The sequence below is a fragment of the Planktothrix pseudagardhii genome (assembly GCF_904830925.1).
In the GTDB taxonomy this organism is placed as follows: domain Bacteria; phylum Cyanobacteriota; class Cyanobacteriia; order Cyanobacteriales; family Microcoleaceae; genus Planktothrix; species Planktothrix tepida.
Window position 1 is genome coordinate 24191 of the sequence record NZ_LR882968.1, and the last position, 21233, is coordinate 45423.

26 protein-coding genes are annotated in these 21233 nt (G+C 42.0%); 15 read left to right on the top strand and 11 right to left on the bottom strand.

The genetic code is table 11. From position 1 onward, the window contains the following. Positions 1-29: 29 nt before the first annotated feature. The 6 genes from NMK36_RS28540 to NMK36_RS28565 form a co-directional block, all read right to left on the bottom strand. Positions 30-332: a fertility inhibition FinO-like protein gene (locus NMK36_RS28540; protein ID WP_254175266.1), complete on the bottom strand. Its 303-nt coding sequence runs from the start codon at positions 330-332 to the stop codon at positions 30-32. Between the two features lie 826 nt (positions 333-1158). Beyond that, the gene (locus NMK36_RS28545; protein WP_367997226.1) at positions 1159-2025 is read right to left on the bottom strand and encodes an endonuclease/exonuclease/phosphatase family protein; all 867 of its coding nucleotides are present in this window, start codon (positions 2023-2025) and stop codon (positions 1159-1161) included. Positions 2026-2101: 76 nt separating this feature from the next. After that, positions 2102-2326 (bottom strand): hypothetical protein, encoded by a 225-nt coding sequence (locus NMK36_RS28550; protein WP_254175267.1) that lies wholly within the window; start codon positions 2324-2326, stop codon positions 2102-2104. Positions 2327-2477: 151 nt separating this feature from the next. Beyond that, the gene (locus tag NMK36_RS28555; protein ID WP_254175269.1) at positions 2478-2954 is read right to left on the bottom strand and encodes a hypothetical protein; all 477 of its coding nucleotides are present in this window, start codon (positions 2952-2954) and stop codon (positions 2478-2480) included. A gap of 357 nt (positions 2955-3311) precedes the next feature. Then, positions 3312-3761: a hypothetical protein gene (locus NMK36_RS28560; RefSeq protein WP_254175271.1), complete on the bottom strand. Its 450-nt coding sequence runs from the start codon at positions 3759-3761 to the stop codon at positions 3312-3314. A gap of 202 nt (positions 3762-3963) precedes the next feature. After that, positions 3964-4263: a hypothetical protein gene (locus tag NMK36_RS28565; protein ID WP_254175273.1), complete on the bottom strand. Its 300-nt coding sequence runs from the start codon at positions 4261-4263 to the stop codon at positions 3964-3966. A gap of 333 nt (positions 4264-4596) precedes the next feature. Between NMK36_RS28565 and NMK36_RS28570 the strand changes: the two genes are divergently transcribed. The 5 genes from NMK36_RS28570 to NMK36_RS28590 all read left to right on the top strand — a co-directional run bounded on the left by NMK36_RS28570 (position 4597) and on the right by NMK36_RS28590 (position 8822). Continuing rightward, positions 4597-5049 carry a hypothetical protein gene (locus tag NMK36_RS28570; protein ID WP_254175275.1) on the top strand — a complete coding sequence of 151 codons (453 nt, stop codon included), beginning with the start codon at positions 4597-4599 and terminating at the stop codon, positions 5047-5049. Continuing rightward, the gene (locus NMK36_RS28575) at positions 4994-5773 is read left to right on the top strand and encodes a hypothetical protein (RefSeq protein ID WP_254175277.1); all 780 of its coding nucleotides are present in this window, start codon (positions 4994-4996) and stop codon (positions 5771-5773) included. The genes NMK36_RS28570 and NMK36_RS28575 overlap by 56 nt, the downstream gene beginning before the upstream one ends. 183 nt (positions 5774-5956) lie before the next feature. Beyond that, positions 5957-6487 (top strand): hypothetical protein, encoded by a 531-nt coding sequence (locus NMK36_RS28580; protein ID WP_254175278.1) that lies wholly within the window; start codon positions 5957-5959, stop codon positions 6485-6487. 105 nt (positions 6488-6592) lie between these two features. Beyond that, entirely contained in the window at positions 6593-8209 is a 1617-nt protein-coding gene (locus NMK36_RS28585) for a hypothetical protein (protein ID WP_254175280.1), read from the top strand. A 145-nt stretch (positions 8210-8354) separates the two neighbouring features. Continuing rightward, entirely contained in the window at positions 8355-8822 is a 468-nt protein-coding gene (locus NMK36_RS28590) for a hypothetical protein (protein ID WP_254175282.1), read from the top strand. Between the two features lie 159 nt (positions 8823-8981). Here the strand turns inward: NMK36_RS28590 and NMK36_RS28595 are convergent, their stop codons facing one another. Then, a complete protein-coding gene (locus tag NMK36_RS28595; protein ID WP_254175284.1) occupies positions 8982-9218 on the bottom strand; it encodes a hypothetical protein in 237 nt (78 codons plus the stop codon). Positions 9219-9731: 513 nt separating this feature from the next. On the opposite strand from NMK36_RS28595, the gene NMK36_RS28600 reads away from it, so the two are divergent. Further along, entirely contained in the window at positions 9732-12992 is a 3261-nt protein-coding gene (locus NMK36_RS28600; RefSeq protein ID WP_254175286.1) for a DUF3987 domain-containing protein, read from the top strand. A 94-nt stretch (positions 12993-13086) separates the two neighbouring features. On the opposite strand, the gene NMK36_RS28605 is transcribed toward NMK36_RS28600, so the two are convergent. Together NMK36_RS28605 and NMK36_RS28610 are read right to left on the bottom strand one after the other, a co-directional pair. Beyond that, positions 13087-13767 (bottom strand): hypothetical protein, encoded by a 681-nt coding sequence (locus tag NMK36_RS28605; protein WP_254175288.1) that lies wholly within the window; start codon positions 13765-13767, stop codon positions 13087-13089. Between the two features lie 26 nt (positions 13768-13793). After that, complete coding sequence (locus NMK36_RS28610) at positions 13794-14144, bottom strand: hypothetical protein (protein ID WP_072717330.1); 351 nt, start codon at positions 14142-14144, stop codon at positions 13794-13796. Between the two features lie 645 nt (positions 14145-14789). Here NMK36_RS28610 and NMK36_RS28615 point away from each other — a divergent pair. The 4 genes from NMK36_RS28615 to NMK36_RS28630 all read left to right on the top strand — a co-directional run bounded on the left by NMK36_RS28615 (position 14790) and on the right by NMK36_RS28630 (position 16267). Beyond that, positions 14790-15329 (top strand): SWIM zinc finger family protein, encoded by a 540-nt coding sequence (locus NMK36_RS28615; protein ID WP_254175289.1) that lies wholly within the window; start codon positions 14790-14792, stop codon positions 15327-15329. Between the two features lie 13 nt (positions 15330-15342). Continuing rightward, positions 15343-15585 (top strand): hypothetical protein, encoded by a 243-nt coding sequence (locus NMK36_RS28620; RefSeq protein ID WP_254175290.1) that lies wholly within the window; start codon positions 15343-15345, stop codon positions 15583-15585. A gap of 55 nt (positions 15586-15640) precedes the next feature. Next, on the top strand, positions 15641-15829 hold the full coding sequence (locus tag NMK36_RS28625) for a hypothetical protein (RefSeq protein ID WP_254175292.1): 189 nt from the start codon (positions 15641-15643) through the stop codon (positions 15827-15829). 138 nt (positions 15830-15967) lie between these two features. After that, on the top strand, positions 15968-16267 hold the full coding sequence (locus tag NMK36_RS28630; RefSeq protein ID WP_254175294.1) for a hypothetical protein: 300 nt from the start codon (positions 15968-15970) through the stop codon (positions 16265-16267). Between the two features lie 60 nt (positions 16268-16327). Here the strand turns inward: NMK36_RS28630 and NMK36_RS28635 are convergent, their stop codons facing one another. Both NMK36_RS28635 and NMK36_RS28640 read right to left on the bottom strand, forming a co-directional pair. After that, positions 16328-17809 carry a relaxase/mobilization nuclease domain-containing protein gene (locus tag NMK36_RS28635; RefSeq protein ID WP_254175295.1) on the bottom strand — a complete coding sequence of 494 codons (1482 nt, stop codon included), beginning with the start codon at positions 17807-17809 and terminating at the stop codon, positions 16328-16330. Beyond that, positions 17806-18144, bottom strand: coding sequence for a plasmid mobilization protein (locus NMK36_RS28640; protein WP_254175297.1), 339 nt, complete (start codon positions 18142-18144; stop codon positions 17806-17808). The genes NMK36_RS28635 and NMK36_RS28640 overlap by 4 nt, the downstream gene beginning before the upstream one ends. 747 nt (positions 18145-18891) lie before the next feature. On the opposite strand from NMK36_RS28640, the gene NMK36_RS28645 reads away from it, so the two are divergent. The 5 genes from NMK36_RS28645 (at position 18892) to NMK36_RS28665 (ending at position 21171) form a co-directional block, all read left to right on the top strand. Beyond that, a complete protein-coding gene (locus NMK36_RS28645) occupies positions 18892-19212 on the top strand; it encodes a hypothetical protein (protein WP_254175299.1) in 321 nt (106 codons plus the stop codon). Next, a complete protein-coding gene (gene vapC, locus NMK36_RS28650; RefSeq protein ID WP_254175301.1) occupies positions 19202-19621 on the top strand; it encodes a type II toxin-antitoxin system tRNA(fMet)-specific endonuclease VapC in 420 nt (139 codons plus the stop codon). The genes NMK36_RS28645 and vapC overlap by 11 nt, the downstream gene beginning before the upstream one ends. A gap of 97 nt (positions 19622-19718) precedes the next feature. Then, on the top strand, positions 19719-20003 hold the full coding sequence (locus NMK36_RS28655) for a UPF0175 family protein (protein WP_254175302.1): 285 nt from the start codon (positions 19719-19721) through the stop codon (positions 20001-20003). After that, positions 20004-20207 (top strand): hypothetical protein, encoded by a 204-nt coding sequence (locus NMK36_RS28660; protein ID WP_254175322.1) that lies wholly within the window; start codon positions 20004-20006, stop codon positions 20205-20207. A 106-nt stretch (positions 20208-20313) separates the two neighbouring features. After that, positions 20314-21171: a tyrosine-type recombinase/integrase gene (locus NMK36_RS28665; protein ID WP_254175304.1), complete on the top strand. Its 858-nt coding sequence runs from the start codon at positions 20314-20316 to the stop codon at positions 21169-21171. Positions 21172-21233: the final 62 nt, after the last annotated feature.

The window sequence follows — 21233 nt, forward strand, 5'->3', positions numbered from 1 at the left end:
TTTACCTGGCTCTATCTTGATGTTTTTATCTACTGAGGTGCAGCTTCCTTGGGTTCTTTCGGTTTTTTCTCAAACACTTGAATTGCGGGTTCGAGCAAGACAAAGCCATTGGGAGTGGCTTCTCCCAGTTTCCCAGCTATCGCTGCTACCCACATCGGATAATTCGCTTGCGCTTCCTCTAGTTTTTTAAACATTTTCGGCTTCACTGTTATTGTGAAGATTCTGCCATCACAGTCCACAGTAAATTGCTTCCAGTTATTCTCAACAATCTGAACATCCGTTGGGTATTCCGTAATTTTCAGGGTTAATTCCAGCTTTCCTGTAACTGCCATATCTGAATGGGGATGATTTCAACACCATCCAGATTGTAAACCCCAACGTGAGTTCTGATTGTGATTGTGGCAACTTGAGTACCCAAGCTGAGGGTCAACGAGTTTTGAGAGCGTTCCTTAATGACCCATTCAAACTTGATAGCGATAAGGACAGGGTAGCGTGTGAGTCGTTGCCGAAATGAAATTAACCGCCTTTGAATAGGCAAAGCTTTGACGGTGATGAAAGCACTTTTTCCACGAGTGTCGGCGGCAGCCCCTATTGCAACTCTCTATGTCATCACACAGGAGTCAATGGAAAATTTTCCATTGGCTTTTGTTACATTTGTAGTATTAAAATTACAGATTGACTCTTTCTTTCCACACAAGCCCAAAAAACGGCTAAAAACAGGGAGGAAAAAATAGGGAAAAGTAGGGGAAAAATGCACTATTTTTCCTCTTATTTCCTCCTGTAATACGGTGTATTATATTAAATTTGGTATCTTATGTAACATTTTGCCGTTTTGTCCAAATCATAAAGAGGGAATTTATGCACTGTTTTCCCTTCTTTTTCCTTTTGTTTCCTCACTCGTGGAACAGCAAGCCATGTCAAAATTCCGTATCCCAATTTAGTAAGTAAAACTACTCATTTTAGTGGGTTATGATTTTGATTGATTTGAATCGGAATGAATGCGAGAAGTCTAACAAGTTGGGATGTGATCAGCCTTAACCCTCTACGATATGGTGTTGGGTTTTGCGATCGCGCGCGCCCAGCCTTCGGGGGATCGCATCTCTCAGTTGCGTAAGTCCTGTTGGTGTTTCTGACCCATTCGTTATCGGTGTTTAGGGCTTAATGGAGGATGTACAAATCAGCCATGATGCCAAAATGGTCAGAAGGATAGAGAGTACGACTGTTAGAAGCGGGTTGGTTCAGTATTAATTGGCAGTTCTTGACCCGCAGATGGTGATTGACAAAGATGTAATCTAAGGTGCCTCGCCAAGGGCGAAGGGTCTGATTAAAGCGCAATTGCCTCAACCCATGCCACAGCACTTTCTTCCAATTGCGTCGCACTAGGGGAGTCGGGCAGGTATAGACTGGCTCTTGACCGTGGTGTGTGGCATAGGCAGACGTGAACTGTTGCCGCATAAGGGCGATCGCTGAGGTCTCAGGGGTTCCATTAAAGTCTCCGACTGCGACAACGGGTAGTTCTGGTGGAAGCTGTCCTAGCCAATCTAAAACCTGCTGCACTTGAATATCCCGATCCCGATGAGATCCGGGGTACCAGTAATAATGTCCATTGCAGAGGACAAGCGGTTGCCCATCTACCACAACCTGAACATATTGAGCAACGCGGTTCTGCCCTTTCAATGCCAGCATCTCTTGCTTGACGAACGGATAGCGGCTGAGAATGGCGATTCCTTCAGACAGAGCGGTTCCTTCATCGTTGACTTTAGGAACGAGGTACACGTAGGGCATATCTAGCTTTTCTGCAAGCCAGGCTCCTGTATCTTCCGGTAATTTGACGACCTCCTGCAAAGCAATTAAATCAGCATTCTCTGCCGCCAGTCCTTCAACCAGGAGTTCCCGTCGCTGTGTCCATTCTTTGAGGTCAAATAAGATGTTGATTGTTGCAACTTTAACCATATTTGTTTTTCTATAAAAGTTGAGTTTAGCTGATGGTTTTTCAGCAATCTTGCGTGCAAGTTTTGAGAGCATTGCGCTTTCTCAGTTACTTGGGGAACTTCAAAAGTTGGGGAGTAAAACAAGTTAGCCGCGTTCCGAGTGCTCAACGTTAAAAATCATCATCATCAATAATTAATGGGTCGCCCTCAGAGCGAGTGATTACCCCTTCTATTGATGGTTCTTTCTTATCTCTGTTGGCTTCAATTCCCATCAAAAATTGGTTGATTTCATTAACTAAAGCCCCAACTTCTGAGTCCTCTTGGGTGAGGCTTTGCAATCTAAGGATAAGTCCTTTTAATCGGTTAAATTCTTCCTCTGAAAGCGTTGTAGGCATAGTTTCTTTCCTAATAATTAAACTCTGACTTCATCAAAACCATTAACTCGCATTAATTAGAATTTTTTCGTCTGGTAAATTTGTCATGGTTTCAATTTTCAATCCCCATTACTGAGGATTGTTAGGTTCCGATTGCCAATCACATCACTAACTAGGAAGCTGTTACCACTTCTCTTGCATCACGATGAGCTAAAGCCAGTTCTCGGAATGTGGGATTATCTAGCTTTTTAATCGGGGTAATTTGCCAACAATTCCCACGATATTCGAGCAAGGCAACCAAGGCGTAATTATCAACGGAGTAAACATAACTGGTTTTTGTTCCTTCAGGGGGTGCGGGTTCATCCAGTCTTGTGTTTAAAAAGCTAGATAAGGCGGTTAATGTCAACAGATCATCAGTAGTTAATCGATAACGACATTGTGAATAATTAGCTAACACTTTTAACTGTGCTTCGACAACCCGCCGTTTTTTCCATTCATCCTCACTGGAGTTAAAGTTAGCCCATTTCTCATCAGATATTTGCAATGCTTCCATCGCTTGTTCAACAAACTGGGATTTTAAACCCGGTATCGGAACAACCCCGCCCGAACTATGGACTATTTGATTGTTTTTGATAGTAAAATAGCTCATCTGTTTTCCCCTAAATTTCTTTGATAATACAGGTGTAACGTTTGAATCCTGGGAGTAAATCTCCTTTTTTTGCATTGTCTTTAACTCTTAGACGAAATCGAGTACCGGGGTAAGTTTCCTCATATATTTCTTTGATTTGCTGACACTCCTCTAAGTTGTCTGTCTCATGAATAGCCGTTAATTTTTCGTTCAACTCCTACACCCTTTTTTTAGGTTTCCATTTCACTTTGATAGTGTTTCTATTAGTTCCCAGTCAGCAAGTCCTGAGACACCTATTCTGACAGGAACACCCAGATAATTAGCGGTGTAATAGTCCGTCTGATATTGTGCCATTGACCCATCCGGTCGTCCTCAAAATCAAGCGATAGGACTCAAACAGGGTACAACGTCCAAACCGCAAGTAACCTCATAAATTGCTTGAGTAACTGGACATTGGATTAACCGAAATTCCGAAGTAAACCGTCTCCAGTTGTTGTGCGTGGTGTCATGGACAATATAGGAATATTCAAGCTTAGAGTTAGGATTGTTAGGTTCTAAATCTTGGCTAATCCGTTGCCAGTTGTCAAGGTTGGGCAAGTGCCAGTAATCTTGTCGCCGCCGTTTTACAACATCCTCTAAACTTACTCCCGACTTTAGAACCTGAGAGCGCACCGCCTCAGATACAGCAAGTTGTCTTTGATCAGAACGACGGACTAGACCATAACGACGCTCTGGAAATTCTAAAAATTCCTCAAACACTTGCAGTAAAGGGATTGAAAGCTTGATACTGTCCAGTTGTATTCCGGGTAAATAAATAGATTGAGTCATCTTGTTAACCTCTTGTGGCTCTAAGCAAACTGGAATTCTAATTGGCTGTTCACACCGGGGGTAATAAACTCGACACTCGTTACATCCCCAATTAACAAGCCATTGGATAATCACATCAGTCTGGTGTCTAACAAAATTAATAGCTTCAGATTTTGATGGGGCAGTAAGTACAAAAGCACCGCCCCCTATTCGGATATCCCAATCACTTACGAGCTTTGACACCATCATGGTTCCTCACACAATCACAGAGGGCTTTTAGTAATTCAACGCTTACCCCAATCTCATGCGCTGCAACTACCAACTCACCATTTTGGGGTAAATTTTTTTCTTCCAACCTTCTAAGGAATTCACTGGCAGGGATATCGGATTTAGGTACTCGGCGCTCAATGCCTTCCTTAATCATGATTCGGATCATTTGGTTAAGGGTGCGTTCATCATCAGCAGCCAGTTTTTCCAGTTCACCCCTATACCCCTCTATATCAATAGAAATCCTATCCGGCATACATTTTTATAGTTTTACGCTTCACCTTAAGTCTATCTGATTCTTTGTGGTTCAGTTTTTTTAATGCTTGGTGCATTTCTATAATGGTTCAATTTATGCAACAACTGGTGCATTATTTTAAATTTTTGGTTCATTATAATTGACAATAGCACCAATTTGGTGCTAACTTCTAATCATGCCCCCTGAGAACCGACTCACGGAACACTCAGGAATCACTCAGGGCCGACTCTGAAACCCTGAACCTCGACAAACGAATAGCAAACCTAGCCTTACCCTGTGGGGGATGGTAAAGGGCATTTTTGAAACAAATTAGTAGATTTTGGATGAACAAAAATGGATGATATTCCAGTAATCACACCTGAAATCATCCCCAATGAAATTAAGCGATTCAGACCAATTCGCACGGGGGATGAGAACAGTAAATATTGTTCCAAAGAAAAGTTTGCAAGGCGACTCATCACAGAAATTGAGGGTGATAAAACCAGAAGTAGAAGCGTAGCAACAATCAATAAATGGATCATTTTATTACTTGAAAATGAACCCAACTTCTATCGCTTTTATAAACCGGAACAGAACCTTAATGACTATGTGATGTGGTGTTTGGAACAGATACACCAAGAGGATTTAACCCTACCCAAGCGGGGGAGAGGAAATCCTAAAATTATTGCCGAATTCGTCAAAAACAACATTCATCTTTTTTCAGCACAACGCTATCAGGAACTATTAAGAAATGAACACGCAAAAGAACAGCCAATCGACTCTGCAAAAGCTATCATCGCAGCTTAAAATTAATGAGCAAAAATTAATCATTGCTATCCGAGAAATGGGTTTAAATCCCTGTGAAGCTAACGAGTCTTGGTTGGATGCGATTAAAGCACATTTAAACGGAACAAAACCGCAGGTAATCAAGGGAACAAAACCCGAAGCTACCAAGGGAAATGATGAACCGGAAAGCTTCAGTATTGAGGACTCAGACGACTTTTGCTCAATGGATGAAATTATTGATGAGTTGGGAGATGAACAAACCGCCATCACTTTAATGTCGGAACTGGGTTTAGAGCCGGAAGCAATTACCCGCAGTGACTTGGCAGCACTCAAGGAATTGGCTCTGATCAACCCAGTGGCAGAAGACATGATGAACCATATCTCTGCCGTTGGTGGTTTATCCGGTGGGTTAGTGGATGAGTATCTACGGCAGCAACGAGACAATGCTCAAGCCCTTGCAGATGCCGGAAATATTGAATTTGCTAAGACTTTATTACAGGGACAAATGGAGGGAATTAAGCAGGTTGTCGGGCTGCAAAATTTGTTAGCCGATGACTTCCAAGCCTCAATTCAACAACGGATTGAAGAACTGGGAAACCGGGGGAAGGAACGCCCAGAGGAACTGATAAAGGACTTGGGAAAAAAAGCAACAGTTGCCCAACAAAGCAGTCAAAAATCGACAACAGTTCGACACAACAAACTGGATTTAGTCGGGCTGAAGTCGAAAGTCTCAAACAAGAAATAGAGCAATTAAAACAGGCGGTTCAACGGATTGAGAGCCGCCTCTGTGACAGAACATCTACACATGAGGAATTATCATCTATGAAATTTATTTTATCAGGAATTCGGAAATTAATTTTAAGATTAGAGGAAGTCACGCCTCATTATTATGATGCCTTAGCCATGCAAATGTTAGGAGGATTATAAAATGGGAATTTTTGATTTAATTGGAAAGATTTTTGGCGGTTCTCAATCTAACGAGGTAGATTCTCGTATAACTGTCAGGGGGGATGTTAGCCCTATTCCTCAAAAGCTTATTACTCCTGATTATCGCCCTAAAGATGGAGTCTACATTACCAGTGCCGCCGACCTTTTAAGGGAATGGGAACAGAGAAGTTGGATGCTTTCACCCGAAGATTTGCAGCAACTTAAAACAATGCACCAAACCTTACAGAATTACGAAAAATTATCAAAAGAGTACGGCAAGGAACTCGGTAAATTTGCAAGGACAGAAGCCAAGGTAGTTAACACCGTTACAAAAGCCATCCCACAGGTTGCCGGGGGAAATTTTGCTCAATATGGTCACAACCAACGGCTTAATAGTGACATGGATAAAATTGCTGCGGAATACCAGAAAAACATTGCTTTGAGGCAAGCTGAAGCCCAAAAGGTTCAGCAATCCTTATCGGAATTTAAAGCCAAAATGCAACAGCGAAAAGATGGGTTAAGAGGTCAGTAAAATGTCAAGATTTAGTCTCTACTTTGGGACTGGATTAACGAGTACAGGATTAGGTCATTTTCTCAGCTTGATAGCTCGTTCCGTTCCTAACTTTAACTGGCTATATTGGTCAGTTTTTTTATGCTTAATTGTCGTTTGCTTGGTGATGTGCACCCGAATAGGAAGGCAAATTTATTCAGGGCAGTTTGCAACATCATCAAGCGTTTTATTAACAATTTCAGCCATTACTTTGATTGCATATTTAATGGGGGTGATTTGGGGATGGGGTTTTTGAATGATTTTATAGATTGGCTAGAAAATCATGAAGCTGCGGTTAGTTCCTTAGTCTGTTGCGCTGGTGGGTTCCTTGCCCTTGGTTGGAGTACAGTAAACCCCGGACTTAACCCTAGTCGCTTCTACTCGGCAGGGGTCACTGGACTGTTTGGAGTTGGGGCGATCGCCCTTTCAATCAAGGGCCTGAAGGAGGAGGAACGCAGCATTATTAAACGCGACACCCATGACGAGATTTTTTCGATTTATCAAGCTGCGGAAGTGCAAACGGTTCAGGGTGCTTTATTCCCGCCGCCTCCAATGCCTTCACCACCGGGGGTGATGAGTAACTACTATCAGATGGAATTTAACCAACTCTCTGAACAGTTGGACTTTTACAACTGGGAAAATTTAGCCGATGAAGCTTCTGGAATCTTAGTTGGGGGGAACAGTGGGAGTGCTAAGACTTCACTCGCTGCGGGGTTTATTGTCGGAAAACTAACGGCCGTTACTCCTGCGGAAGTAATCGTGTTGGACATCCACCAAAGAAAAAATATCATCTGGAAACAGATGGGTTTCCCAAGGGTTGAAAGTGATGTCGAAACCATCTTTCAGATTATGAAATGGTTGATAGATGAAATTGAGCGCCGGAAACAGGAGGATGGACATCCGATGATCATCTGTTTGGATGAAATTAACGATACTCTCTCTGAGTTGGAACAGTTGGATATTGTTAAACCATTGGGCGGTAAGGAAAAACGCAGAAACACCTTTATCTATGCCATCCGCAAACTTTCCAACGCTCGAAAGTTTGATATCTGTTTATTGGGCTTCATGCAGTCTCATAACACGGAAGCCATAGGGATTGATGGCAAGTTCAGGAATAACTTTTTATTGGTGCTTTGTGGTGCGAGTGCTAGGGGAGAAATTCAGAACATTTGGAAACATGATGACCCCCGTTTTCTGCACATTAAGAATACAGCTTATCCGGTTGTTATTTCAGGATCAAACCCTCACCAAATTGCGGAACATCCAACCCATAAGCATCATACCCAGTACCGGAAAAAAGGGAACGCACCCGCTAATTTAATACAACCTAGATTCTTAGATAAATCATCTATTCCGGTCTATGAATCAAGGGAACAATCAGAGGACTTTGAGGAGGATTACCAACCCCGTCAAACCTCAAAGCCAGAGCCACAGTTAGCTAAATTTAACTTTCAAAAAGCACCGGAACCACCAAAGGCTAAACCAATCATTAACGGGGTGGAGTTACAACCGGAATGGCTGGATATCTTAGAGTTAGCTAAACAGAATGGGTCAATCTCTACCCGTGATGCTTGCCGTTCTGCCATGGGTCAAAGGCTTAAATTAAATGCAATAACCGCTAGATACATCTTTGAAAAACTGCAAGATGCAAAGCTTGGAACTGTTGCAGAAAATAACGGTAGTTGCACTTTCACCTTGTCATGAGTGTCATGGGTGTCATGTCATGTCATGGGCTGTCATGGCTGTCATATTGTTGTCATGACACGGTATAGGGGGGTAATTTCTGACTCATGACACGATGACATGACATGACAGCTTATTGATTTACTAACATTAACCCTGTGGGATTATGCAAACAATTAATATTAGCCCGACAACTTCAACACTGGATGACAACAAACCGCCTAAGCTAATACTTCTAAAAGGGATTGCGATCGCTACCATCACAGTTAGCTTGATTGGGGGAATTGTTCATGTAGTTAATAGCCGTCAAGCTATGACCAAAGCCAACCCAGAAGACGTTATCTACCCCGGCAGCGGGAGACGAAAACTAACAACACCAATCCAACCATCGGAACCGCCTTTAGTTGTCACCAAAAAGCCACAGAAGCCTATTGAGATTGAGGAGGGGTCAGAGGCTTGGTTTTGCATTAAAAACAATGGTGGGTCATCTTGTGTTGACCGTTCGAGAACTGCTCCTAATTATCGAGTAGTTCAACAGCAAAAAAACTATGAAGATTATCTTGTTCAGTACGATATCAGACCCATTAACAATTGCCCACCGGAGATTTCTTGGCAACCCAATTGTCAACATTAAAATAAAGTAGAATAGAATTAAATTTAGGTAAAAAAATGAATAAAAAATTAGAAAGTTAAAATTTTAAAATGATGCGTGAAAATTTAATTCAAAAAATCCGGCGTAACAACCAGATTTTTAATATGGATGATTGTTGCACCTTTAATTTTTATATAAAATTTACTTAATTTTAGCAACAATTTTCTGTTGATTTTCACCAGATTTTACCACCTCAATCTCACCAACTGCAAAGGCTTCTAAAAATTCTGCTAAATTCATTTTTAATTCTTTTAATTTTTGTTGCAATTCTTTTTTTCCCGATGGAGTTAAACGGGCTGAGGCATGAACTGTCCGGGCTTCACCATTGGCTGATTGTCTGGCTGCGATGGTAAGGTTGGCTAATGATGCCTCGTTCATTCTCCTTTTCATTGTTTTTGTTGTCATAGCGTTTGGTGTTCGCTTCCCTTTATTTATATTGTAACACATTCGATTCTGTGTTATACTCAAAATATCAAATCACCCTCTACCGTTAGCGCGGTCAAGGGTGGAAATCGAAAAAAATCTAATAAATTCTTTTGTTACTACCATGATAAGACTTTTGTTATCTGTTGACAACCCCCTAGGGTATACGTTTCAACCATCAAACGCTATCAACCCCTCACAGCATAGTTTTCCGATACATGGGGAAATTTTAGGGACTGCCTTGGGTATGTTCCTCGGAACTATCGCAACATTCAAAACTCTTATAGCAGAAAAAAGATAAGCTCTGGCATTCCCTTGAATCCCAGAGCTTATCTTTTTGTTGATTTTAAATATAGGAATTTAATTTTTCATCTTCTGACCTATCATCCATCACTCAAGTAATAGACCCCAAGGAGAATCTATACCATGACCTCGACAAATAACATGAACCCTACAAACAATATTAACATGAACAATGACAAAAAATCAACGATTAACTGGATTTTAAAGTACAACCGGACACCGTACCCTTACTCACCCCAAAACGCCGCACTAAAAGGGATGGAACCAAAACAACCGGGGTATTTCGACGGGAACTATTTCAAGCAATTAAAATGGAAAGATTACCAAGACTGGGGAAGCCTTGATGAGAATTTTAAATCTAAATTAATTAAAACTTGGCATGACGATGAACGAATAGAAGGCATCGGGTGCAACGCAGGTTTCAACGGTGAATTTTACTTTTCAATGATTGATTTTGACCTCAAAAATTTTGAATCATTAGAGGCATTAGAACAAGCGGTTACGGGGTGGGAAAACCGCAATCCTGGTATAAGCTTATGCCCAAGGGTGCGAACTCAAAGCGGTGGCTATCGGTATTTTATAGGGTTTGAATCTATCCCTAAAAATTGGGGAAATACGATTCAATTCACCTTGACTCAAGGGGGTGAGAAATCTTTAGGTGAATTGATGGTTGGGTCGGGAGGATTGGGGATTATTTTAGGCAAAGGTTTGAAGGGGGATTACTCGTGGGATAGGAATGCTTGTGGTGATGTTTCGGTGTTTCAATCTCCTGAATCGGTCGGATTATTTGAAAGAGACAAAGTTCAAAAAATTAATTCAATTTATGACAATAAAAGCATCTCAGAAGAAGCACGGGAAGCCCTAAGTTTTATCCCAGTAAGCCAATTTGATGAAGATTATCAAGGCTGGATTAATTTGGGGATGGCTTGTCGTGCGGCGGAATTAGATTTTGAAGATTGGGATAATTGGAGCCAGGGCAGTTCAAAGTATACAAATAGTAAGGAAACATTTAATCATTGGAAAACGTTCAAAGGTGGGGGAGGCATCACACCGGGTACACTTTTTAAATTTGCTAAAGATAACGGATGGAACCCACCCAAGCGGAACTCTAGCTATCAGAAGCCATTAATAAATACCTCAAATTCTCAAGGCAATGTGTCAGGAAATAATGCGTTAAAGCCAGATAATCAATCAAACGTAGTGCCTTTTCAACGGCAACAACCCCAATTCAACATTGAGGACATAGAGGAAGAATTACGCCAACTCGCTGAACAAAATTTATCTAAATCTAAACAGCAATTAAAGCTTAATGAACTGGCTAGAAAATTCAACCTTAATTCTAATAAAGCCTCAGAAATCTTCAAAAGTATTAAAGATGAAGCGGAGGAAGAAACCAACCTAGAATCGCTAAAAGTCGAACTTGAGGAACTCCTAAAAAACCGAAATCAATCCCTCGATTTAACTCAATATTTACCCGGTAATCTGGCTAAAATTGGGGAGTTTGCTAATCGGTTGTGTTTGCGTCCCGAAATGGGTTTGAGTGCCTTTTTGACAGTTGCTAGTTCTTTATTGGCTGTGGGTTCAAAAATCGATTTATTGGATTATACGGATTTTGACCAACCGATGGGAATGTACACGGCTATCTGTGCCGAACCTAGTCAGAAAAAATCACCATTAATTAACAAGATTGCCTTAGAACCGTTGCTCGAATTACAGGAGAAAGCCCGGAAACAATATGAGCAAGAAATGATAAATTATCAGATTGATTATGCAGATTGGGCCAGCGATAAGAATAACCCCGACCCGGAGCCGGAAAAGCCTATTTTACGACGATACTTTATTAATGGTGGGTCGCAAGCGGGTATTAGAAATGTGTTGAACACCCACAGCCAAAAGGGTTGGGGTGTATTGGTTCTCACTGATGAACTCGCGGCTAATTACAAAAATAATGGTAAAACCTATAACGCGGGACTTTTGGAGGACTTCCTAACCTATTATGACGGCGTTGGAAAGATTGAGGCGTTAAAGGATGGTTTTCTGGGTGACTTCTCCCAATGTTTGGTGAGTATGCTTGGAGGGATTCAGCCCGGAGTGATTTCAAATTACATGAATGGTAGCGACGGGAACGGCCATTGGTCACGAGTAAATATTGTTAACCAACCCGTTAGCCCTTTCCTGATTCCCGACAACCCACCGCCTTCACTCGATATCAAAGTAATGTTGGTTGACTTCTACAAAAAATTATCTCAACTGCCACGACTCAATTTAACGTTAGATGCCAAGGCAAAAGCAGGATTTACCAGAATAAACAATAAATGCGAGTTGTACCGGGTCGGAGCCAAAACCCAAGCCTTGGCTTCCTTGTGGGGAAAAATGCCCGGTAAGATTGGACGGTTTGCAGCGATGATTCACATCATCGAACAGGTTTGGCAATATGGCACGGTTCAGAGCTTGGTTGTGGGGAAAGCGACGCTAGACCGGGCAGTTAAACTCGCAAAATTCTATTACCAAGAATCATATTCGTTGTACGCAGATTGCAGCCCGGTTAAAGAAGAGTTAGCCCCTCAACTGATGAAAATTATCTCTATCGCCGAAAAACGTCAAACTGCCATCGGAGCAAGCGATGTTAAACGTTTTGACCGTGAACTCTCAAAATTAGCTCCTGATGATATTCGAGCCTATTTTATCCAATTGGTAGAGCTTGGTTATGGTGAGTTAGTTGGTAAGGGGTGTTCCTTGAAATTTCAAATAATAGACAAAAATAGACAGAAAATAGACAAAAAAATAGACGCTGAAACGACTGTGGATAATGGGTTACAGCCAATAATAGACAAAATAGACAAAAAAATAGACAAAATTTCAAATGAACCTCAACCTAACCCTTGGGATGACATCACCCATATAGATGATGTTGCGGAAAATGCGGAACAGGGGGAAAAATTGTCTATTCTGTCTACTAATCCCACAAACGCTTACACAGAGCCGTTTACAGCGTCTACTGATTTGTCTATTAATTGTCTATTTTTGTCTATTATTCCGTCTGATAGTGACGAGCGCCCTCCTGAACCCACCCCAACACCCGACCCTGAACCACTAAATTTTGATGATTTGAAGGAAGGCGATATCCTATTCGATGATGAAGGGAACCTGCATCAAATCACGAAATTTGACACCAGGAATAATATGTGGCAGTCGCACCGCCAGGACAGATACATCTCACGGAACGATATCTCTACCGGACAATTTCACCGGGCAACTGTTGAAGATATCACCAAATTAATCAAGCTAGTCATCAAAGGTAGAAACAAGATTCAAGCTCAATGGTTGTGCGGCGTTTATGGTGGTGATGCTAATAGCTTGATGGCTTTAGCCATTGATTCCAATGATTCATTAATTGAAATCTACGATTTTGATTATTGGGAGTAAAATTAATAATTGACTGACTGAGAGATAGCGATCGCGACTCAATCAAAAAGCCCCAATTGTGGGGGCTTAATGGAGTTTGGAATGTGGGAAAATTTTACAGCAATGTGAAATGAAGGGTTCCCCTTTTGTCCTTGTGGTTGAGTCTAAACCCGTATTTCTCCTGTACCGCAGTCCGGTTTTTGTCTGAATTTTTTTTAGGGTTGAACCAATCACGGACATTTTGATCACTGATGGGCTTCTCTGGATGATGGGTTTTATTAATCCATTTAGCAAGTTCACCCGGCGTTAATAATTTGGGTTTGGTGGTGCCGCTTGACGGTTCAGAGTTGACTGTTAACGGCTTTGCACTGAGCTTGCCGAAGTGTTGACTCTTGACGGGGGGTGATTCAGTATTTTCTGTTTCGGTTTTAGGAGTAACGGCGGCTTGTTCCTCCGGTGTGGGGAATAACTGCAATTGTTCGCCATGTGGCTCATCCGAAGCAAGGGATACCCCATACTTGAATCGCTGTAATTCCTCACTGAGAAAAATCTCATTCTTAGCCGCTTCAATTAGAGAGGCTTTTAGCTTCTGGTTCTCGGTTTTGAGTGTGGCGATCGCCCTATCCTTCTCCTCAATCTGTTTGATGAGTTCCTCTGCTCTAAACCGTTCTGTCTCTAGCCGTTCCTCAGCCAGTTTCCGGTCACTTGTTGCGTTTGCCAGTTCTAAAGCGAGTTCACCACGAATAACCCTCGATGCTTCTAAATCACGTTGAGCGGTTGCTAGTTCCTCCCTCACCCGGTCAAGTTCACTGGTGAGGGCCGCTACTTTTTTTCAGTTATGCTGTTAGCAAGTGTTACCAGTTCCTCACGCAGTTGCCCTAATAACTCAGCCTTTAACGCTTCAATGTCCAACTGCTTACCCGGTATAGTATCAGGTACTAACCCGGTACTGTCACCCCCCAATCGATTCTGAGACGAATAATGGTGTAATCCTATCTCCAATAATTCCAGAATCACAGGGGACACCATCGGACGGCCAGTGATGTGGTGCTTCTTCATTCCCTGTTCATTGGCAATGGCTTCGAGTTGGGCATACATCTCAACCGGAATTCTTAAATCGGCTCTGACGACTTGCTGGTTAATCCCCTCGACTCTGGCTTGTGTTTTACTCATGGCTGTTCCCTCTATCGGGTTCTATCATGTACTACCCCATACTAACAGACAATAACCGCTAGTAACCGACAAATAAGCGGCTGAACAGGAACCCGATACAGTACCGGACACTACCTCCCAAAACAGAAAACAACCCCTATCAGTCGGTAGTGCAGCGTTTAACCCTTCAGAAGCCTCACTGGATGACCTTAAGCGGTATGTACGAACCTATCAGCCAGATGACACTACCCGGCAATATGGAACCCTCACCCGTCGCAGTACATGGGAAGTCGCAGCTAAAAAACTCTTAAACTCCTAACCACTGACAACTCTATAACCTCTATCAGATATCAATCCTAGGCACGGTATCTGGTATAAACCCGACACTAACTGATAAATAAGTTTAGCTTACCCAATCTACCTGGTACTATCAGGAATAACAATTAATAAATGATTGACAGTAGCAGATAGTATCAGTTATAACTAAAGTATGGACAGATGAGAGGAAAGCAAACCCTGAAGCTGGGAGCCGTGAAGTTTGAGACGTAGCGGTGATTCAAAAAAACTCTCTGATGCCTATAAAAGCCAAGAGACAAGCGGTTCTAGTTTGGTCGCTGTACCGCTTGCCTCTCTCAATCCCACACTTTGTAAATGAGGATTAATCTCATGGTAGCTCAAGTCTTCACCGACATCATAGATGTTGAAATCCGTGTCGTTTGGCATGATGCAACCACTGGTTACACAAACGGGTTTTTGTTTGAAGTCGATAACGAACAGGTGATTTTCCCTAACTCCGACATCGACAAAACTGACCGAGACCTGTACCGAGCGTTGGGCATGGCAGTCCGCAAAACTCCAGAATTCACCGACGCCAAACGGGAGTCAAAATCAAATCATTTAACAGTAACTAACGGCAATTTTCCGGGTGTCTACAGCGTCTTTAATCCTTTAAATAGCAGTATTTACAACGTCATAATCCATCCCAACAAAACATTCTGTGAATGTGCAGACCATCAGTACCGAAACATCCAATGTAAGCACATCAAAGCTGTTAAAAAACACATCGAAAAAGCTTTAGAACCTAAGCTTAAACTCCGGTCATGGAACATCGGAAAGTTGCCAAGTGCAGGGAAATTGAAAGCTATTCACGATTATGAAATCACCGATGAAATGATTTCCAACGCACGGGCTTCTTTAGGGATTTAGGAGAGAACAACCGATGAACGAGATTAAACCCTTCCCTCGTTCTCGGTGTCAGTTCCTTCGACACCTGAGAACAGCCCCAACCCTTGATGCACGGCTTTTAACACTCGATTTAGGGCGGATTATTCAGCCAGAAGACATCATTATCGGTGCATCATTTTCTAATGGTTTAGTAGCTTGGTTATTGCGAAATGGTGAGCGAGTTTGTATGGCTCAAAACCAACTTTCACAATACCTTGAAGACTTAGCAGAACTGTAAATTATTGGGGGGTGAAATCCCCCCTCTGACCGCCACAAATTAACGGAGCAAAATAATGAATAGATTTGAGCAAAATTGCCTTGAAAGTGAGGAAATAGCAGAAGACTTCATCATCAACAACATCGAGTTAGTTGACGTGGGAAACCCTGAGTTCTGTAAGTTTGAACGTGCTATTAAATTCGAGGGTTCAGTCCCGATTGAATGGATTAATGTTTACGGGTTTCGGTTAACGACTCAGATTTAGGGTGCAAAACATACCCAAACCCCTACCCCATAAAGCTTTAACCCTGCACCCTAAACCAATCTAACGACTCAGATTTAGGGTGCAAAAACACCTCAACACCATACCCCATAAGCCTTTTAGCTGCACCCTAAAAAAACTATGGCACGACCCAAACAAATCGGACTCAACTTAGAAACTGTTGTTAGATGGGCTTCTACCTTAAGCCAGTCCAAACTGTGGGAACTGATTAATGCACTGTTGGCACTGGCTGAGGCTGTAGAAGATAGCGATCGCTCTCTCAGTACCAACGGCAGTAACGGCGGTGGCAACGGCAGTGGAAGATTAGGGGGATATGTGGAACTGAAGATGATTAATGGCTGTGGGCCGTATCGGTACTTACGATTCAGGAGTCAGGGACAATACAAGTCGGTTTACTTGGGCAAGGCTGAATCAGATTGATTTTTCTGTCCCACTTGCGATCGCAACACTCACACCCTAAAAAATCCTTAATGGATGAAGCTAAAGCTCAGGCTCTAACAAGTTTGTTTTTTTCTGGGTACAGGGAAAGGGTTGAACCGGAAGTTGAGATGAAGACAAAGGCAAAACTTGTTCCGTTTGATTTGTAGTCATTTGATTTGTAGTAATAACAGAACTTTTCATCGCCTTCATAATAGGGTGAGAAGAGCCATTATGAGGGAGATTAAGCAATTCAGGAGTAGTCACAAACGATGCCCAATCTGTTAAATGGGATTGATTGAGGTAATGAGAAACTACTCCTTTCCCGATCCATTGTTGATGGCCATAGTCATATTCAGCCAAGAGAATAGGAAACAAGCGATCGCCATCATCCGGTTGACTACAATAAAGCCTAAGTTCTTTCGTGGCATCATCCCAAGTCATCGTGTAGGTAGCGTTGCGAGTTGAAACAGAATCCTGGGTTGTGTTAGCTGTAATTAGAGAGTAAGCGACCCTAGTAGCTACAAAATTGATGCGTTGCTGTAGCTGACTCATTCGTTTCTCATATTCCTGTTGTTCAGTCTCAAATATGCCACGAGGACGACTTAAACTATAGCGTGGCACAGGAAGTTGGCTCTTCTCCTGCTCCCTTTGAACCAATAGAGATTGAGGTAAGCTGGCTTGAGAACTTAAAGACGGGGAAGACTCTGAGCTTAGTTTTTGCTGCCATTGTTGTTGTTGTGCTTTTCGTTTTTGTTGGAGACGAAGTTGTAGCTGAATCGCCCTTAATATATAACTCTCACCCAATTGATAGCCAGCAAAGTGAATTCCATTCAGTTCATATCGAATTCCCTGGGAACTTAAGGCTGATACAACTCCCCTCGACTGAAGGGCTTTTGTCAGTTCCCCAATGGAGGTACTATCCACAACAGTTTCATCAACAGCCTGCTGAAGAAGTTGCCGAACAGAAGGTTGGGGCTGTTGGGTGCGGGGATGATCTACAGCCAGAAATTCTGCCGTTTCCCGTGCTAAACGTTGAATTTGCCCTTTGGAATTACTGCGTTTAGCAACTTCCCAAGAGCAAGGCACAGAAGTTAAACCATAGCACTTCTCAAGATGTCGCAGTACCTTCTCAGTTTTGGGGTAGTCCCACCAGACATTAGCGACTTCTCCTGTACTGCTGACTAAATTAATGACTAAATGGACATGGGGACGCATAGAACCATCGGGGTAAGTGGCATCCCTATGAAGCACCGCAATATATTGATGCTCTGCTAGATGACGTTGCTTTAATAAATCCTTGATCAATTTTAGCCATTGAGCCATAGATAAAGTATCTCCTTGTGCTGGAGAAATGCTAAGGTGATACACTGGCTTTTTGACTCTAGGATTAGTTGCTGCTGTGACTCGAAACGCTTTGGCTAAATCGGTTAATTCTCCATATCCACTCGCTACATTAGACATCATCAATTCAGCATTGGGCTTGCCCATCACATAGCGCAATACTCCAGTAAAGTTAGAGCCACGGGTAATATTGGCAATCATAAAGACACCTTATAAATTTCTGACAGCAGTTGGGCAATGGTAACAGCCCGTTCACTAATATCACGGTGGTTGGTGCTGCGCGCAATTGTATTCAAGGCACTCAGTTCCTCAACAAGCTTTGACACCAAGATAGAAAGAGTTGTCTGTGAGGAATGAGTTGGAGGGCGAGGTAAATTCCGCTTCAAACTACAACGGCGCAGATACTCAGAGATGGAAAGCTGACACTCTGTTGAATATTGCTGCAACAAAAGTAACTCAGCTTCGCTAACGCGAACATTAATTTGTTTGAGTTTAGGTTGATTGTGATTAGGATTGGGAGTTTTCGACTTGTTCATAATAGCCTTAAATTAGCCAAGATTTTAATGAACCTAACTCTAACTTTAGATATACATTTGTACGGACAATCCTATTGCTTGCTCCCTCAATTCTCCTCAGAAAACATCAAGCTTTGTCTGAAACTGTCGTGAGTTGCTGGCGAGTGATTTTGAGCAAAATTTGAGTAAAATTTGAGTAAAATTTGAGTAATTTCTGCACTCCTCCTCACCGAAAACTAGGGCGAAACTAAAGGGAGTGAGTGAGAACAAGTGCAAAACCCACTCAAAAAAGTGTACAAGAAACTCAAAAAAGTGCAAAACCTACTCAAAAAAGTGCAGAAAGATCTCATTAAATTCTGAGTAAAAATACCGAATCGGCAGAGAGAGAGGTATGGAAAAAAATACAACGAGGCTCATCAAAATTTGAGTGGATTTAGGAGACTCCTCAATCAGTCTTTTGAAATTTTGCGCTCGCGACCACTCCGTTTTTAATCTAATCTCTCCACATCCCTGATTGTCAGAAGGAACAGATCACTATAGGCTGAAGAGTATTGACAGTGGATGTAATCCGATGAATTGCACCCTTGATGCAACTAGCCGAAGTCAAAAACAAGCGCCAGTTGATAGACCTCTGGCTGCATTCTAAAAGTCAGCACTCCCAAAAAGCATACCGATGCGATCTGGCTGCATTCCGAGCGTTTGTGGAAAAGTCCTTGTTAATGCCTTTAAGGATAGAATATAACTGTAGAATTGAGAAATTGGAAATTTATGCAACTTACCATTAATTTACCGGAGCAGTTAACGGAAAAAATAGGAGAGCAATGGGGAGATTTACAACAAAAGATTATTGCTAATCTTGTGTTAGATGCTTTCCAGGAAGGATTGATTAATTTTGAGGAGCTAAAAGAGATCCTCAATTTCTTTTCTGATGCTGAAGTCAAGGAATTTTTAAAACAAAACAATAGGCTTCACTCTGGGGGAATACTTAATCTATATGGCGCTTGTCCTGATCTCGACTTTGTAGAAGACGAGCTAGGAATTTCTGATGATATAGATGAGGCTTTAATTGAGGTTATTGATGAGCAATAATTCTTTAGTTTATTTGCTAGATACAAATGTTTTTATCCTGTATCTGAAGGGGAGGTCACAGAATATTAATAATTATATTAATAATTTAGAACCGGAAAGCATAGCGGTTTGTTCTGTGGTTAAAGCGGAGTTATTTTATGGCTCTATGAAAAGTAATAACCCGAAAAAAAACTTAAATCTTCAAAAATCTTTTCTGTCACAGTTTGTCTCTTTACCGTTTGATGATTCCTGTGCCGAAATTTATGGAAAGGTTCGGGCTGATTTAGCTAAGGCTGGAACTCCGATTAGTTCAAATGATCTCCAAATTGCTTCTATTGCTTTAGCGAATAATTTAATATTAGTGACTCATAATGTTAGGGAATTTAGCCGCATTGAAGGGTTAAAAATTGAAGATTGGGAGGCTATGTAATGGGAAAATATAACGCTTATGAACAAGATCTGGATGCGGTATTGAGGGTTTGGGGTTTAAGGTTAAAATATAACTGGAGAGTTGGGAGAGTTTGAGGATGGCTTTAACAATTGCTGATGAAGCGTTAGAAAATATTCAGCTTTCGGCTGAGAATCGAGAAAAAGCTTTAGAAAAAGCGAAACAGGGGTATGTTCTGGCTTTATTGGAGATAGGAGAAATTAGCAGTGGTAGGGCTGCCAAAATTATGGGGGTTTCTCGATTAGACCTGATTGAAATTATGAATAAATGGGGAATTTCTATTTTTGATGATTCGCAGGAGTTGGAGGAATTACGCCAAGAAGTTGAACAAGCTGAATTGATTTTGAATCCCAAAGGTTCTTAAATGATTATTGTGTCTGATACAACACCCATTAGTGAATTAGCTAAGGTTGAACTTCTTGATTTATTGCCTCAAATTTTTGGGAAAGTGGTGATTCCGCAGGGGGTATTTGATGAATTACAGACAGGTCAGCATCCCGCCGCGAGTTTTGTGCAGAATTTGGCTGGGTTAATCCTTTACCCTTCTGAAAATAATTTCATGAGGTAGGCTGGCGACAGTTTGGGGTTCAATCCTTCTACTCCACATCACATTAGAAACGTAATGTGACGAGATTCATGGGATGATGGCATTATCTTGATCAAAACCAGATGAAATGCTCAAGAAAATTTCATCAAAAGGTCAATCAGTTTCCCCGGTGGTCAAAGCCACTGATGCCATTGCCAACGAGAAAATCCTGGCGCTGTGGTTGCATGGCAAAAGTCCCCAAACTGTCGCCAGCTATCGTCGTGTGGCGGAACGGCTTATGGCTTATTGCAATCACAAACCGATTCAATGGCTCAAATTAGAAGATTTGCAAGGGTTTATTGACGAAGAACTAAGCCAATTTAAAGAAAGCAGCCAACGGACATACATCGCCGGATTGAAAAGCTTATTTTCCTTTGTGGCGAAACTAGGAATCGTTAACTTCAACATTGCACTGGTGATTAAATCCCCCCAAGCAAAAAACGAACTGAGTCATAGAATTTTGGATAAGCCAACGGTAATCCGAATGATTCAGGAAGAATCCGATTCACGCAATCAGTTAGTCCTCAAAATTTTTTACTACACCGGAATCCGAGCCTCCGAATTGGCAGTTTTGCAATGGAAAGACTTAAATCATGGCGTTTTAACCGTTTTCGGCAAAGGGGGAAAGACACGCTACATCCGCATCCCAGAGTCCCTAAGTTATGAACTCGAAAGGTTACGACAGCAACCCGATAATTATGTGATTCCAGGGCGAAGCGGGAAACGAATCAGCCGTGAACATTTAACCCGAATCGTTAATGCTGCCGCCAAACGAATTGGGGTAAAAGCGTCAGCCCACTGGTTGCGTCATGCCCACGCCAGCCATAGCCTCAAAGCTGGAGCATCAATTGCATTGGTGAGTCAGACATTGGGCCATTCCGATGTGGCGATTACCTCCAAGTATCTGCATTGTGATCCGAGTGAATCCAGTGGGTTGTATCTCTGAGGAATTGATCACCTGATAACGTTTGCTAATTTTACCTAGCTTTCTTGAAGTGTTTGAATATG

What these genes read in the sequence shown, in the direction of transcription:
- NMK36_RS28540 (WP_254175266.1), bottom strand. Translation starts at nt 332, where the DNA reads ATGGCAGTTACAGGAAAGCTGGAATTAACCCTGAAAATTACGGAATAC.
- NMK36_RS28545 (WP_367997226.1), bottom strand. Translation starts at nt 2,025, where the DNA reads ATGCTCTCAAAACTTGCACGCAAGATTGCTGAAAAACCATCAGCTAAA.
- NMK36_RS28550 (WP_254175267.1), bottom strand. Translation starts at nt 2,326, where the DNA reads ATGCCTACAACGCTTTCAGAGGAAGAATTTAACCGATTAAAAGGACTT.
- NMK36_RS28555 (WP_254175269.1), bottom strand. Translation starts at nt 2,954, where the DNA reads ATGAGCTATTTTACTATCAAAAACAATCAAATAGTCCATAGTTCGGGC.
- NMK36_RS28560 (WP_254175271.1), bottom strand. Translation starts at nt 3,761, where the DNA reads ATGACTCAATCTATTTATTTACCCGGAATACAACTGGACAGTATCAAG.
- NMK36_RS28565 (WP_254175273.1), bottom strand. Translation starts at nt 4,263, where the DNA reads ATGCCGGATAGGATTTCTATTGATATAGAGGGGTATAGGGGTGAACTG.
- NMK36_RS28570 (WP_254175275.1), top strand. Translation starts at nt 4,597, where the DNA reads ATGGATGATATTCCAGTAATCACACCTGAAATCATCCCCAATGAAATT.
- NMK36_RS28575 (WP_254175277.1), top strand. Translation starts at nt 4,994, where the DNA reads ATGAACACGCAAAAGAACAGCCAATCGACTCTGCAAAAGCTATCATCG.
- NMK36_RS28580 (WP_254175278.1), top strand. Translation starts at nt 5,957, where the DNA reads ATGGGAATTTTTGATTTAATTGGAAAGATTTTTGGCGGTTCTCAATCT.
- NMK36_RS28590 (WP_254175282.1), top strand. Translation starts at nt 8,355, where the DNA reads ATGCAAACAATTAATATTAGCCCGACAACTTCAACACTGGATGACAAC.
- NMK36_RS28595 (WP_254175284.1), bottom strand. Translation starts at nt 9,218, where the DNA reads ATGAACGAGGCATCATTAGCCAACCTTACCATCGCAGCCAGACAATCA.
- NMK36_RS28600 (WP_254175286.1), top strand. Translation starts at nt 9,732, where the DNA reads ATGAACAATGACAAAAAATCAACGATTAACTGGATTTTAAAGTACAAC.
- NMK36_RS28610 (WP_072717330.1), bottom strand. Translation starts at nt 14,144, where the DNA reads ATGAGTAAAACACAAGCCAGAGTCGAGGGGATTAACCAGCAAGTCGTC.
- NMK36_RS28615 (WP_254175289.1), top strand. Translation starts at nt 14,790, where the DNA reads ATGGTAGCTCAAGTCTTCACCGACATCATAGATGTTGAAATCCGTGTC.
- NMK36_RS28620 (WP_254175290.1), top strand. Translation starts at nt 15,343, where the DNA reads ATGAACGAGATTAAACCCTTCCCTCGTTCTCGGTGTCAGTTCCTTCGA.
- NMK36_RS28625 (WP_254175292.1), top strand. Translation starts at nt 15,641, where the DNA reads ATGAATAGATTTGAGCAAAATTGCCTTGAAAGTGAGGAAATAGCAGAA.
- NMK36_RS28630 (WP_254175294.1), top strand. Translation starts at nt 15,968, where the DNA reads ATGGCACGACCCAAACAAATCGGACTCAACTTAGAAACTGTTGTTAGA.
- NMK36_RS28635 (WP_254175295.1), bottom strand. Translation starts at nt 17,809, where the DNA reads ATGATTGCCAATATTACCCGTGGCTCTAACTTTACTGGAGTATTGCGC.
- NMK36_RS28640 (WP_254175297.1), bottom strand. Translation starts at nt 18,144, where the DNA reads ATGAACAAGTCGAAAACTCCCAATCCTAATCACAATCAACCTAAACTC.
- NMK36_RS28645 (WP_254175299.1), top strand. Translation starts at nt 18,892, where the DNA reads ATGCAACTTACCATTAATTTACCGGAGCAGTTAACGGAAAAAATAGGA.
- vapC (WP_254175301.1), top strand. Translation starts at nt 19,202, where the DNA reads ATGAGCAATAATTCTTTAGTTTATTTGCTAGATACAAATGTTTTTATC.
- NMK36_RS28655 (WP_254175302.1), top strand. Translation starts at nt 19,719, where the DNA reads ATGGCTTTAACAATTGCTGATGAAGCGTTAGAAAATATTCAGCTTTCG.
- NMK36_RS28660 (WP_254175322.1), top strand. Translation starts at nt 20,004, where the DNA reads ATGATTATTGTGTCTGATACAACACCCATTAGTGAATTAGCTAAGGTT.
- NMK36_RS28665 (WP_254175304.1), top strand. Translation starts at nt 20,314, where the DNA reads ATGCTCAAGAAAATTTCATCAAAAGGTCAATCAGTTTCCCCGGTGGTC.